Raw genomic sequence first — 14,681 nt, forward strand, 5'->3', positions numbered from 1 at the left:
ACAATTTGAGAATGCATTGGAGTTTAGATTTTAAAAAACCACAAGAAGTTCATTTACAATATAATAAACAAGAAAACAAAAACTACAAACGAGTTAAAGTCTCTACTTTAGCGTCGTAGGAATGTTGATAAGCTTTTAAAACCCGAAGGGAATTTTTTAAAAAACTTATCAATGTTCCGGCAATAAAGTATAAATTTGAAATAATTATTAAACCTAAAAAAAGGTCAACGTATTTTAGGATAAGACAAAACGAACAGCAATTTCATTTGAAATAGAACGATGTGCTATTAAATCTAAAAAGTAAGGAATAATTTTTTCTTCCAAATCAAAATCATTTTCAAACTGTCGCAATACCATTTTACTGATATGACAACGCGTACTATGTTTAAAAATAACTACAGGATTCTCGACCGAAGCGGTTATAATTTCATTCAATTGCTCCACATCAGTCAGCAACCTCCATCCTACTTTTAAAGCCGATTTATGTTCTTCATTTGTCCCAAATATATTTTTTAATAAACTCATAATTTCATTTTATTACCGATTTATAACTGTTGCAAAAATACAATTATAAAACCATAACAACGCGCAATAAGCATGGCAAGATGTAACTTTGCTACACTGTAATTCTATATATTTGCCGTAATTAAATCAAAAATAATCGATGGAAGAATGCATCTCGGTATTTGATATGCTCAAAATTGGTGTTGGTCCTTCAAGCTCACACACACTTGGACCTTGGCGGGCTGCAGAACGATTTTTATCTGAATTGCAAAACGAAAATCTTTTCCCTACCATCACTCGGGTCAAAGTTGATTTATACGGTTCACTTTCCTTAACAGGCAAAGGTCACGCGACCGATTTGGCAATTATGTTAGGTTTAAGTGGTCAAGACCCAGAGTTTATACCAGTTCAAGACATTGCTAGAATTGTAAAAACTATCGAAGATACAAACACAATCAATTTAGGAAACACGGTCAGTTTGCCATTTTATTTCCTGCAAGACATTGTTTTCAACAAAAATTTTCTCCCTTTTCATGCCAATGGATTAACCTTTACGGCTTATTTGGATGATGATACGCAATACATTTCTACCTTTTATTCTATCGGCGGCGGCTTTGTCGTGAAAGAAGAACGTAGTAATGCCAAGAAAAAATTAGAAATAAAATGCGCTTTTCCGTTTCCTATTCAAAACGCCGAAGAGCTTCTTCAATATACAATCGCTGAAAAAAAATCGATTTCTGAAATTGTTTATGAAAACGAAAAGTCGATGCGAAACGAGGAAACCATTCATCATGAATTAATTCGGATTTGGCATACCATGCTGGAGTGCATGTACATTGGTTGTCATTCCGAAGGGATTTTGCCCGGCGGTTTACATGTTAGAAGACGCGCTTTTGATATGCATCAAGGATTGATAGGTTTAGCCAATTATTCTAACCCACAAGAATGGTTAGAGTGCATTCGGAAAACCGAAGTAAAATTTCGACAAATATTGAAATGGGTTTCTTGTTTTGCACTCGCAACTAATGAAGTAAACGCTGCTTTGGGTAGAGTTGTAACAGCACCAACAAACGGCAGTGCAGGAGTTATTCCTGCAGTGTTAATGTATTATTTAGTTATAGAAAATCATGATGCCGACGAAGCAGCCATCAAACAATTTCTGCTAGTAGCTGGCGAAATTGGCAGTATTTTTAAAAAAGGAGCTACTATTTCAGCGGCTATGGGTGGTTGCCAAGCCGAAATAGGTGTATCATCTGCTATGGCTGCAGCAGCTTTGTGCGAAGTCATGGGAGGAACTCCAGATCAAGTGCTGATGGCTGCCGAAATTGCGATGGAACATCACCTAGGAATGACTTGTGATCCTGTAGGTGGTTTAGTTCAAATACCGTGTATCGAACGCAACACTATGGGCGCTATAAAAGCCATCAATGCAGCAGAACTTGCCATGGAAACCAATGCTAAAAATGCTAAAGTACCACTAGATAAAGTTATTGAAACCATGTGGAAAACTGCAAAAGACATGAACTCTAAATACAAAGAAACTTCAGAAGGCGGACTGGCTGTGGCAGTGAATATGGCGGACTGTTAAAAATATTATAATTCTTTAAGATAATTATGTAATCTTTTTTCATGATTAAATTTAGACCTTTATATTCGTGCAATAATGTCACAAGAAATTGTCATCTTAATTAAATTTTAGATTTTTGGTTTGAAAAAATATTTTACTAAAGGTTTAAGAATCCTGCTTTGGATACTGCTCCTAATTTGTGGAGCAGTGTTACTATTAATTATTGCACTACAAATTCCTGCTGTTCAAAGATTTTCAAAAAACCAAGTCATAACCTACCTTGAGAGTAAAATTAAAACTAAAGTTCAACTAGATAAAGTTCAGATTGGTTTTCCAAAAGATATTATTTTAGAAGGGATTTATCTTGAAGATCAAAAAAAAGATACGCTTTTGTATGGTAAAAAAATTGCGGCAAATCTCAATTTATTACAAATATTCAATAATAAGATCGAAATTAATGCAGCTGCTTTGGATGGGATTATAGCCAATATTGACAAGAATTCTAAAGCTGAATTCAATTTTGATTACATCATCAAGTCATTTACAAATACTACTCCTGACAACAAATCGCCACCCATGGAATTTGTAATGGATAAAATAGCGCTGAACCAGGTCAGGATTCACTACAAAGATGCCATTTCAAATAGTGATTTGAAACTAAAATTAAAGCATCTTGCTACCAAAATCAAAACTTTTGATTTGAATCAAATGAATTTTGAGGTTCCAAAAATTAAATTGTCTGGCTTACAATTGTCTTACAATCAAGGAATCCCGATAAATACTGTAATTATTGCAACGGGGAAATCAATAACGCCCTATATAAAACTGAAATTTGGAACTATTGATTTATCAGAAATCAACACAACCTATCAGGACGAAAAATCGAAGTTGCTAACGGCTATCAATTTGGAAAAACTGTTGGTTAAAGAAACTTTTTTCGACCAAAAAAATCATGTAATCTCGCTTGATAACATTGCATTGTCCAACGCTTCAGGAACTCTGAATTACAGCAAACTAACAAATTTAAAAAAGGAATTGGCAGCGGCATCCATTTCTAAAGCTACTAATTGGAACATAAAGCTAAATCAAATTAATTTTAAAAATGTAGCTTTAAATTATAATGACGATAACGCAGTTTACATTCATAAAGGAATAGATTACAACCATTTACAACTACAAAATGTAACTCTTGACGCAAGCAAAATTAAGTACACGGCAACTAGTATTTCAGGTAAAATCAGTGCATTACTGCTCGCCGAAAAAAGCGGACTTAAAATTAATGCTTTAAAAACAAAGTTTTTTTATGGTCAAAAAACTGCTTTTTTAGAAAATTTATATCTAAAAACACCACAAACGCTTCTTAAAAACAAAATCATTGTACACTATCCGTCGGTAGCAAGTGTTTCTAAAAATCCAGCGGCAATTTCGGTTAACGCCAATTTAAATCAATGTCGCGTGGGCTTTAAAGACATTTTGATATTTGCGCCGCAACTCTCGGCGACTAATCCTTTCAAAAATAATCCAAATGCGGTGCTGTTATTGAATTCCACTATTTCGGGTAAAATTAACAAGCTGTTGATTTCTAAACTTCAAGTAAGCGGTATAGGAACAACAAAAATTGATGCTGCCGGAAGCATTACTGGTTTGCCCGATGTGAACAAAACTTTTTTCGATTTGAACGTCAAAAACATTCAAACGAGCTCCAAAGATGTCTATAATTTAATCCCAAAAAATACGATTCCCAATACCATTCAACTTCCTTCGCAATTGAGAACCCAAGGAACTTTTAAAGGAAGCATCGATAATTTTAGCACTAATGCAAATTTTGTAACTAGTACTGGTAGTGCCAAAATTGTAGGCAATTTAGACCGACGCATTAAAAATAAAGAAAAATATAAGTTTGAGGCTTTAGTTGTTAATTTTGATTTGGGCAGTTTTTTGAAAAACGATTCTATTGGAAAAATAACGGTAAAAATGAATGTAAATGGAAATGGTTTTAACCCAAAATCGGCTAGTGCTACCGCCAATGCAACCGTTATTAAAGCAAATTTCAATCATTACAATTATCAAAATTTAGTGGTAAATGGCACCATAAACAAGGGTTTATTTAACACAATTGCTTTTTTGAAAGACCCCAACTTACAATTTGATCTCATTTCGAGCGGTAGTTTTAAGGATAAATATCCTGCGGGAACACTACATCTTAACATTGATATTGCTGATTTGAAAAAGCTCCATCTTCACGCAGGAGCGTTAAAATTGCGTGCTGTTCTTGATGCAGACATTCAATCCGCCGATTTAGATTATTTAAACGGGAAAGCCAGCATTCACAACTTGATTATTGCCAACGATAAAGACCAATTTGCTACAGATTCGATAAATATTCTTGCCGTTTCAACATCAGAAAAAAACACAATCCTGTTAAAATCGCAGTTTATGGATGTTGAATTTAAAGGAAAATATAAATTGTCCAGTATCGCCAATTCTGTAAAAAATAGTATTTCTAATTACTACAATTTAAAATCAAGTTCAAAGAATGTTCCTCGTGACAACCAACAAGTAGCCTTTAAAGTAAACGTCAAAAGCACTCCCATTTTACTAAAAATACTTCCAGATTTAAAAAGTTTAGAGCCTATAGATTTTACGGGTAGGTATAATACGGTCAATGATACAATCGTTGTAAATGGCTTGATTCCAAAACTAGTTTATGGCTCCAATAGCATTACAAACGGCATTTTAAAAATAGACAACAAAGATAAAATACTGCTTTATAACTTGAGTGTTGATCAAGTAAAAAACACACAATTTGAAATTCCAAAAACAAGTATAAGCGGACAAGTTGCCAATAATGTTTTGGATTATTCTTTAGTAGTAAAAGATTTTAAAAATAAAGATTGCTACCAAATTAATGGCAAATTACAAGATAAAAATGGCGGGGATGAAATTTCATTAGATCCAAAAAAGCTGTTATTAAATTATGAATCTTGGGCTGTATCTAATGATAATCGAATTCTGTTTGCCAAAAACGGAATCTTTGTAAATGATTTCAATTTGAGCAAAGAAGGAAAAGGTATCAAATTACAATCCAAATCAATGGAAACCAATGCTCCACTAACAGTTGATTTTAAAAATTTTGAAATAAAAACCATTTCGAATATTGTTAAAATGAAATATTTAGAAATAGACGGAACTGTAAATGGTACTGCTTTATTAAAAAATTTGATTTCAAAAGTACTTTTCACCGCCGATTTAAAAATTGACAATTTCACTTTTAAAAAAGACACTTTAGGAACAATAAATGTAAAAGTTAATAACGAAATTGCCAATACCTACACTGCCAACATAGCAATAACCGGGCAAGAAAATCAGGTGAATTTAGACGGAACTTATGGTGCTATCGATGATAATTTGAACATTAACTTAAACATTCAAAAGTTGAATATAAAAAGTATTCAAGGTTTTTCTATGGATAATATTACCGATGGAGCTGGCTTTTTAACGGGAAATTTTAAAATAACGGGCAAAACCAGCAGTCCAAAACTACTTGGTACCTTACAATTTAATGACGTTGGTTTCAAAGCCACGAAACTGAACTCCAAATTTAAAGCTATCAATGATAACCTGTCTTTTGTTGAAAATGCAATCCTTCTCGATAATTTTACCATCAAAGACGAAAAAGATAACGATTTGACCATCAGCGGAAAAATTAATAATCAAGATTATAGCAATCTGGGATTTGACTTAACCGTTGATGCTGCTAATTTTAAAGCTATAAATTCAAAAGCCAAAGATAATGATACTTTTTATGGTGAATTATTTTTAGACAATCATTTACTGGTTACAGGAACCATAGACAATCCAAAAATTGATGGAACTATCAAAATAAACAAAGACACGAAATTTACAATTGTTTTGCCCCAAGACGACCCGTCAATAGCCGACAGGGAAGGAATTGTAGAATTTATTGATCAAGTTCAGCCTAAATTAATAACACTGACCGCTGACAAAATGATTAGTGAAACAGCAATTAAAGGCATCGACGCTTCTGTAACTATTGAAGTGGATAAAGAAGCTGAATTATCGTTATTAATTGATAAATCCAATGGCGATTTACTGAAGTTAAAGGGCGAAGCGCAACTTACTGGTGGCATTGATTCATCTGGAAAAACAACATTAGTTGGGCGCTATGAATTGGAAGAAGGTAGTTATGAAATGAGTTTTAATCTTGTTAAACGAAAATTTATTATCAAAAAAGGAAGTTACCTACTTTGGACTGGAGAACCCACAACGGCTGATATTGTCATTACTGCAGTTTATAAAACAGAAAGTGCGCCATTAGATTTGCTTAATGATCAGTTAGGATTGTTGACTCCAGAAGAGCGCAACACGTACAAACAAAAAATTCCGTTTGAAACAGAACTAAAAATGAATGGCGAATTATTGAAACCCAATATTACGTTTGACATTATTTTACCAAAAGGGAACAATTCAGTTTCGAGCGAAATCATCAGTAAAACCGAAGCAAAATTAGCACGTTTACGTCAAGAACCCGATGAGTTAAACAAACAAGTTTTTGCACTGTTATTGTTAAATCGATTCATTGGAGAAAATCCATTTTCTAGCCAAAGTGGCAGCAATACTGCCTCTTCATTGGCAAGAGAAAGTGCGAGCAAAATTTTGTCACAACAACTCAATAATCTTGCTGGGGATTTTATCAAAGGCTTTGAACTAAATTTTGACATCGATTCATCGCAGGATTTTACTACTGGTAAAAAAGAAAATAAAACTGATTTGAATGTGGGGTTTTCCAAAAAATTGTTGAATGACCGACTAAAAGTAACCGTAGGAAGCAGTTTTGGGATTGAAGGTCCTGAACAAAAAAACAAAGATACAAGCACGATTGCTGGGGATATTTCGGGAGAATATTTAGTTTCAAAAGACGGACGTTATAAACTGCGGGCTTACCGTAAAAACTTGTACCAAGTAGCATTACAAGGACAAGTGATTGAAACGGGTGTTGGATTTATCATCACTTTGGATTACAACAAATTCAAAGAATTATTTAATTTCAAAAAAGAGACTGGTAAACCAAAAGCTAAAAAGAAATCAAATGGATAAGAATTTAGTTTTGGCTGCCCTACTTCTATTACTTGCGACTTCTTGTGGCGTGACAAAACAGTTACCCGAGGGCGAAATGCTTTACGTTGGTGCAAATGTGAATGTCAAAGACAACTCGATTGCGCGCAAAGAACGTAAAGCGTTACAATCAAAACTCAATGAAATTACGCGTCCGATTCCGAATAAAAAAATACTAGGGCTACGTCCAAAATTATTCTTTTACAATCTTGCAGGAGATGTCAAAAAAGAAAAAGGGTTTCGCCACTGGCTAAAATACACGCTTGGAGAAGCACCCGTTTTGTTCAGTCAGGTTGATTTAGAATACAACCGAAGTTTATTGCAGAATTTCTCTGAAAACAACGGGTATTTTAACACAAGAACAAGCGCTGACTCGACAAAATTTGGCAAAAAAGTACGAGCAGATTATACCGTAATTCCGGGTAAACAGTATAAAATTAAATCTGTTCAGTTCCCAATAGATTCTACCGATGTTGAATCAGCGGTCAGACAAACGCAACTTAAAAGTTTGTTAAAAGTTGGGGAAGCCTACAATCTTGCTGTGATACAAGCAGAAAGAATTCGGATTGATGCCCTGCTAAAGGAAAAAGGATTTTACTATTTTAATGCTAATTATTTAAAAGTTCAAGTGGACAGCACTGTGGGGAAACACGACGTAGACCTGATTTTAAAAGTTAAATCGGATGCACCAGCGCAGTCAAAACTGGTCTATAAAATCAATAAAATTATTATTTATCCTAATTTTTCGATTGCCGTAGATACGCTTTCAAAAGCTGAAAAATACGAAGATTTTACGATTATTGGAAATAACAATTTATTTAAACCTCGAATTTTTGACCGAACGCTCTATTTCAAAAAAGGTGATGTATATAATAGAACAAATCACAGTTTATCGTTGAATAGATTAGTTAATCTAGGTACTTTTAAGTTTGTGAAAAATCAGTTTAAAGTATCAGATACCATAGGAAATTATTTAGTTGCCTATTATTATCTGTCTCCAATGCCACAAAAATCAATTCGCGTTGAAATATTGGGAAAAACCAATTCGGCAAATTATACTGGAACCGAATTAAAAGTAAATTGGAGCAACCGCAATACGTTTCATGGTGCCGAATTATTGACTATTTCAGTTTTTGGCGGACTTGAGGTGCAATTAGGCGGCATAAATAACGGATTTAATGTATACCGTCTTGGGTCAGAAGCGAGTTTGGTATGGCCAAGATTTATCACACCATTTAAGCTTAAATCTTCTAGCGGATTTGTACCTAGAACAAATGCGACTATTGGTTACGAATTTCAGAACAGACAAAAATTATATTCGTTACAAACCTTCAAAGCTTCGTTTGGTTATGCGTGGAAAGAAAATTTGAGAAAAGAACACCAATTAAATCTTACTGAAATCACTTTTGCCAGCCCAGAAAATGTAACTAATTTGTATAACGATCAAGTTGCAGCAAATCCGTCGCTGAAAAATGTAATAGAAAAACAATTAATTTTTGGACCAACCTACGCCTACACTTACACCAACGAGATGAATGAAAAAAAGAAAAATACATTTTATTTTAAAAGCGGCATCGATTTTTCTGGAAATATTACGGGATTAATCACTAATGCCAACATCAAAAAAGGCGATTCGATAAAAGTTTTTGATATTCCATTTAGCCAATTCATAAAAATTCAAAGCGAATTAAAATACACTTACAAGCTTGGTAAGAATTCTGTATTAAAAAGTAGAATCATTGTTGGTGGAGCTTATGCTTATGGCAATTCTGATAAAATTCCGTTTAGTAAACAATTTTTTATTGGTGGCATAAACAGTTTGCGTGCTTTTCGTTCAAGAGCATTAGGGCCAGGAACTTATGATGCCTCAAATAATTCAAGTGTTTTTACTCCAGATCAATCGGGCGATATAAAATTAGAATTTAACACCGAATATAGAAGTAAAATTTACCGTTTTATTAATGGTGCCTTATTTATGGATGCTGGAAATATTTGGCTTTTAAACAAAGATGTAAACAAACCCGGTTCTCAATTTACAAAAGATTTTATGAAAGAAATTGCCGTTGGTGTTGGTGCAGGGTTGCGTTTTGATTTTAATTTTTTGGTGTTAAGAACTGATTTAGCTTTTCCAATCCGAAAACCCTATTTACCCGATGGTCAACGATGGGTAATTGACCAAATAAACCTTGGAAGTGGGTCGTGGCGAAAAGAAAATCTGTTGTTTAATTTAGCCATTGGTTATCCCTTTTAAAGTTGAACATGACAGGTTTAAAAAGTTGTCAGGTTTGAAAACATATTAAATCCTAAACAATACCGCAAACACAATTCGGTTTTCCATTTTGACTAAATCTGGTTTCCAATCTGGTGGCAGCGGTGTTGTCGTGTATCCTGAAGGCGAAGTTACACCACCACTACCTGCAAAGTAGGGCACACTAGATTCTCTATGTACAAATTCTGCTCTAAAAGTGATGCTTTGATTAGGCATAAAATCGAAACCTGTGGAACAATCCCAACCTTTAAATTCATCCCCTGGATTAGCAGAAAAAGGGTGTGTTCCTTGCGTCTGAGTTGGATTATTAGGATTTGGTAACGGACTAGCATCACCTGTAGGATATAAAACTAAATACCTGCCAGGATTGGTCATAAATCCGCCGCCGATAGTCCATGCCATTTTATCTTGGTTAAACCACACCCGATTGTAGCACATGCCACTCAAGAAATATTGCGAAGGAGTTGCATCATTTCCGTTAAATCCTGCCACGCCATCGCCACGCTCAAAACCAATGTCAGCAGTAGATGAAAAAGCGGCTTTGCTAATTCCTTTTGACTTGGGGTGATTAAAATAACGAACTAACAAACTATTATCGGAATGAAAACGAACTCTATTCTTTAAACCAGCGGCATCAGTCCCAAAATAATCATTGGTAAGTAATTTTACGGCTTCGCTCGGGCAGTAAGTTAGGTTTCCCCCTATTCCCGGCATGCTGTTGAACTTTCCATAACTTTGCCAACCGTTAACTAACCAGCCTTCAATTTTTAATTTTTTGGTTGGGAAAATTTGAACTCGAACTCCGTTAAAAAACCAAGGGGTATTATCAGAAGTAAATGAGGCTTGATATTCCCAATTCTCGACTTGGTAATAAGAATTCAAACCTAAATAAGACATGAACATTCCCGCATCTACATTGATGCCATACCATTTATTAAAATGATAACCAGCATAAGCTTCAGACAAATAGCGATACACATTGTCTAATTGATATTGCCCTCGATAAACGCTATAATCATTACGCGGAATAATAGTAGAACGAGTTCCGAACTGCATCATAATTTTGCCTCTTGCTCCTTCATAATTAAATTCACCACCAATATTGGCACTCGAAATTTGTATTTCATTATTTCTAGCCAATGAAGTTGATCCCACAACGGTATTGTCATTAGGATTATTAAAGGAATGTGTATAATTGGCATCAATCATAATACTACCTACAAAATATTTAGAGGTTAAAACTGGCGGTACTGTTCGTCTGTCAGAACCGTTTTGCCATGATTGATCTTGACCTTCAAACGGAATTTTTGCTTTAATGGTATCTTGTTGTGCCCAACATATTCCTGATAATAATAACGCAAAAAGTAAATGTATTTTTTTCATTCTGTTTTTTTTATTTTCTTTTTAATTCAACTTTAGCAACTGGCGTATAAATCATTGGATATTCTTCTGTAGCTACATCGCTTTTATCTAGTCCAAAAGCTTTTTCATCGGATAAAGATAGTTTTTTCAACCAAAAATAGGAAGTTAACATCCAACCTTCTTTGAAACCAAAGTCGTTTTCGACCGAAATAAATTTTTCAATAATGACAAATTTAAAATCGGGTTCACTATTATATTTTGTAGAACCGTCAGCACGTATGTGCAAATTTAGTTCTTTACCATCAACCAGTTCTTGGACAATTTTTTTGAAATACAACTCTACTTTTGGTTGAATTCTGAAACCAACATTGAGAGCTACCTTGATTACTTTATCGTTCAAAATTTCTATTACTTCATAATTCAATGCGAAAGGATCGTTGGTTCTATTGATGTGCAAAAACCAATACACATCAGCTCTTTTAGGTTTTTTGGCATAGATAGATTTGATTATTTTTTCTTCAATTTCATACGTTTTATCAGCTTTTGAAAGGTAAATCAAATGAGTAGCATATTTTGGTATGCTGTCATCTTCGCTCAATTCTTTTAATAGTGGTGTTTGCTCTACTAAATTGACAAACTTGATAAAGCGATTATTAATTTTTCGAGAATAATACCAAACATACATTACTAAAAAGATGAATAATTCGAAAAATAAGAACATCCATCGTTGTTTAATTTTGGAAACATTGGCAATGAAAAACGAGATTTCTATGATTGCAAAAACTACCATAATGACTGTCACCAAAGAAGTTTTTACTTTTTTGATATAAATCAAAAAATACGCCAATAAAAAACTAGTCATCATCATGGCGATAGTAATTGAAAAACCATAAGCAGCCTCCATATTGGTTGAGTTTTTGAAATATAAAATCATCAAGATGCAACCAAACCATAATAGATTATTAATGGAAGGAATATAGATTTGTCCTTTCATATTAGTTGGATTTTTTATGGTAACTCTAGGCCAAAAATTCAAAGAAATAGCTTCGTTTATAAGTGTAAATGACCCCGTAATCAATGCTTGAGAAGCAATAATAGTTGCAATAGTTGAAATAATTACACCCGATAATAAAAACCATTGAGGCATGATAGCATAAAAAGGGTTTCTACCTGATAAAAATTCTTTTCCTTGATTCATCAGCCAAGCCGATTGACCCAAATAATTGACCACCAAACTTATTTTGACAAAAACCCAAGTGAGTCTAATATTTTCTTTACCACAATGTCCTAAATCGGAATACAAAGCTTCGGCACCAGTTGTACAAAGAAATACAGCGCCTAATAACCAAAATCCTTTTGGATATTGTGTCAATAATTCATAACCATACATTGGATTCAAAGCCTTTAAAATAGCTGGATGATGTATTATTTGAGAAAGCCCTAATACAAATAGCATACAAAACCAAACAAACATAGCAGGACCAAAAATAGACCCCACTTTATGAGTGCCAAATCGTTGAAAGATAAAAAGCAAGGAAATAATTACTACAACTATAGGAATTGTTGGAATATCAGGAATAATATCACTTAATCCTTCAACAGCCGATGCTACCGAAATTGGCGGTGTAATAATACCATCTGCCAAAAGTGTGGTGGCTCCAAGAATTGTAGGAATTACTAATTTGCCTTTCCCAAATCTTTTTACTAAAGCATAAAGCGAAAACACACCACCTTCTCCATGGTTATCGGCAGAAAGCGTTAGAATAATATATTTTAAAGTGGTTTGAAAAGTTAGTGTCCAAAACACACAAGAGACCGCACCATAAACAAGGAGTTCATTGATGGGTTTTTCTCCGACTATAGCCTTCATCACATATAATGGGCTCGTACCAATATCACCATAGATAATTCCTAGAGCCACTAATAAAGTTACCGCAGTAATTTTATGTTTAGTAGATTGATTCATATTAATAAAATTATTTGATTATTCGCTGGTGTTAAATCTATATCCTACTCCTGATTCTGTAATGATATATTGTGGACGATTAGGGTCTTCTTCAATTTTTTTACGAAGCTGCGCTACAAAAACTCGCAAGTATTGCGTTTGTTCTGCAAAACTATTGCCCCAAATTTCTTTTAAAAGGTATTGATGTGTCAAAACTCTTCCGTCGTTTTTTAACAATAATGCAAACAAATTATATTCGGTTGCCGTCAATTTTACTATTTCATCTTTAACTTTGATAATTCGGGAAGCAAAATCTACAGTGATGTTACCAAAAACTAGGACTGATTCTAGACTTTGATTGAAATTACCACGCAAAGCAGTTCTTATTCGTGCAAGCAATTCAAGAGTTCTAAAGGGTTTGGTCAAATAATCATTGGCACCACTATCTAACGCTTTTACAATTTCTTCTTCAGTGCTTTTTACAGATAAAATAATAATTGGATTTTGGAACCAATCTCGCAATTGTTTTAAAACCACTTGTCCGTTTTCATCGGGTAAACCTAAATCTAGTAAGATTAAATCGGGTTGATGACTGGCTGCCATCGTGATTCCTTCTTTAGCATTGATTGCAAAAAGCAGTTTGTAACCATTAGCTTCCAATGTAATTTCTAAAAGTTTTCTGATTTGGCTTTCGTCATCAATAACTAATATTGTAGCGCAATTATTCATTTTGAACTGTATTAGTAGCTAAACAATCAACGGCAAAAGTCATTTCAAAAACAGCTCCACCATCATCGGAATTGGTTAATTTAATAGTTCCATGTTGTGCTTCTACAAAACCTTTTACAATAGACAATCCCAAACCTGTGCCGCCGGTTTTTGAATTCTGTAAGCGATAAAATTTATCAAAAGCCTTGTTTATTTCATCTTTTGGAAAACCATAACCATCGTCGGAAATGGTTATAACGCATTTTTTTATTAAGTCTATGTGCACTTCATAATCTGCATCTACTTCATATTTGGCTTCAATTCTTATTTTAGCTCCTTTTGGTGTGTATTGTGTGGCATTGTAAATCAAGTTATAAAGAATTTGTTCCATCAAACCATAATCTAATTTAAAAAGCGGCAAATTATCTTCAGTTTCAATTTCTAGTTTATGTTGTTTTAATTCATCGGTCAATCTATTGCAAACATTGTAAATCAACTCTTTTACATCGCACCAATCTATTTTGGGTTGAATATATCCCGATTCTAAACGTGACATGTTAAGAAGATTTTCTACTTGATAATTTAATTTCATGGAAGCATTTGCGATTTCGTTGAATAAATTGGTTTTGATTTCAGCAGATAAAGTAACATTGTTTTGTTGTAAAGTATCAATAGAACCTATAATAGCGGCAATAGGTGTTCGCAGTTCGTGCGAAAGAGAATCCAATAAAGTGTTGTACAACTTCATGGTATTGGCTCGAGCTTCTTTAATATGAATGGCTTTTTGCATCCGTTTGATTTTAAAAGTCAAAACAGCATTGATTAATGTAATGATAAAAAATAAAAGCAGTAATAAAGCGTCTTGAGCGTTATCGATATGAAGTGTGTAGTACGGTTTTATAAACAGAAAATCTAAAGCCAAAGCACTTAAAACTGCTGATAACAAAACAGGTTTTATATCTAAAAAAATGGCTAAAATAGAAACCAAAAAAAGGAGTAAATAACCAAAAATTTTATAATCGATGACATCTCGAACTAGCAATCCCAGTAAAGAAATGGTAACTACTGAAAGTATACTGATGACATATGAATTGCTCTGGGTTTTTAATATGGTCATAATTTTGTAATAAATTATGCAACAAATTTACAGCATTAGTTATAAGTAGAATATAAGGTAAGTTGTAGAAAGT

The 14,681-nt window shown here is 33.8% G+C and carries 8 protein-coding genes; 3 read left to right on the forward strand and 5 right to left on the reverse strand.

The features are described 5' to 3' along the window. Positions 1-234: 234 nt before the first annotated feature. Positions 235-525 (reverse strand): bacillithiol system redox-active protein YtxJ, encoded by a 291-nt coding sequence (gene ytxJ / locus Q0Q96_RS07210; RefSeq protein WP_293873022.1) that lies wholly within the window; start codon positions 523-525, stop codon positions 235-237. A gap of 139 nt (positions 526-664) precedes the next feature. Between ytxJ and Q0Q96_RS07215 the strand changes: the two genes are divergently transcribed. The 3 genes from Q0Q96_RS07215 (at position 665) to Q0Q96_RS07225 (ending at position 9,458) form a co-directional block, all read left to right on the forward strand. Continuing rightward, the gene (locus Q0Q96_RS07215; RefSeq protein WP_293873025.1) at positions 665-2,092 is read left to right on the forward strand and encodes an L-serine ammonia-lyase; all 1,428 of its coding nucleotides are present in this window, start codon (positions 665-667) and stop codon (positions 2,090-2,092) included. A gap of 120 nt (positions 2,093-2,212) precedes the next feature. After that, positions 2,213-7,189 carry a translocation/assembly module TamB gene (locus Q0Q96_RS07220; protein WP_293873028.1) on the forward strand — a complete coding sequence of 1,659 codons (4,977 nt, stop codon included), beginning with the start codon at positions 2,213-2,215 and terminating at the stop codon, positions 7,187-7,189. Continuing rightward, on the forward strand, positions 7,182-9,458 hold the full coding sequence (locus Q0Q96_RS07225; protein WP_293873031.1) for a BamA/TamA family outer membrane protein: 2,277 nt from the start codon (positions 7,182-7,184) through the stop codon (positions 9,456-9,458). The genes Q0Q96_RS07220 and Q0Q96_RS07225 overlap by 8 nt, the downstream gene beginning before the upstream one ends. Before the next feature lie 45 nt (positions 9,459-9,503). Here Q0Q96_RS07225 and Q0Q96_RS07230 read toward each other — a convergent pair whose 3' ends face one another. From Q0Q96_RS07230 to Q0Q96_RS07245, 4 genes are read right to left on the reverse strand one after another with little or no spacing between them, the layout of a single operon-like run. Continuing rightward, on the reverse strand, positions 9,504-10,859 hold the full coding sequence (locus tag Q0Q96_RS07230) for an outer membrane beta-barrel protein (RefSeq protein WP_293873034.1): 1,356 nt from the start codon (positions 10,857-10,859) through the stop codon (positions 9,504-9,506). Between the two features lie 10 nt (positions 10,860-10,869). After that, on the reverse strand, positions 10,870-12,804 hold the full coding sequence (locus tag Q0Q96_RS07235; RefSeq protein WP_293873037.1) for a KUP/HAK/KT family potassium transporter: 1,935 nt from the start codon (positions 12,802-12,804) through the stop codon (positions 10,870-10,872). Positions 12,805-12,822: 18 nt separating this feature from the next. Further along, positions 12,823-13,512: a response regulator gene (locus Q0Q96_RS07240; RefSeq protein ID WP_293873042.1), complete on the reverse strand. Its 690-nt coding sequence runs from the start codon at positions 13,510-13,512 to the stop codon at positions 12,823-12,825. Further along, the gene (locus tag Q0Q96_RS07245) at positions 13,505-14,608 is read right to left on the reverse strand and encodes an ATP-binding protein (RefSeq protein ID WP_293873045.1); all 1,104 of its coding nucleotides are present in this window, start codon (positions 14,606-14,608) and stop codon (positions 13,505-13,507) included. Before Q0Q96_RS07245 ends, Q0Q96_RS07240 begins: the two co-directional genes overlap by 8 nt. Positions 14,609-14,681: the final 73 nt, after the last annotated feature.

It is taken from the genome of Flavobacterium sp., assembly GCF_025352015.1.
Lineage (GTDB): Bacteria > Bacteroidota > Bacteroidia > Flavobacteriales > Flavobacteriaceae > Flavobacterium.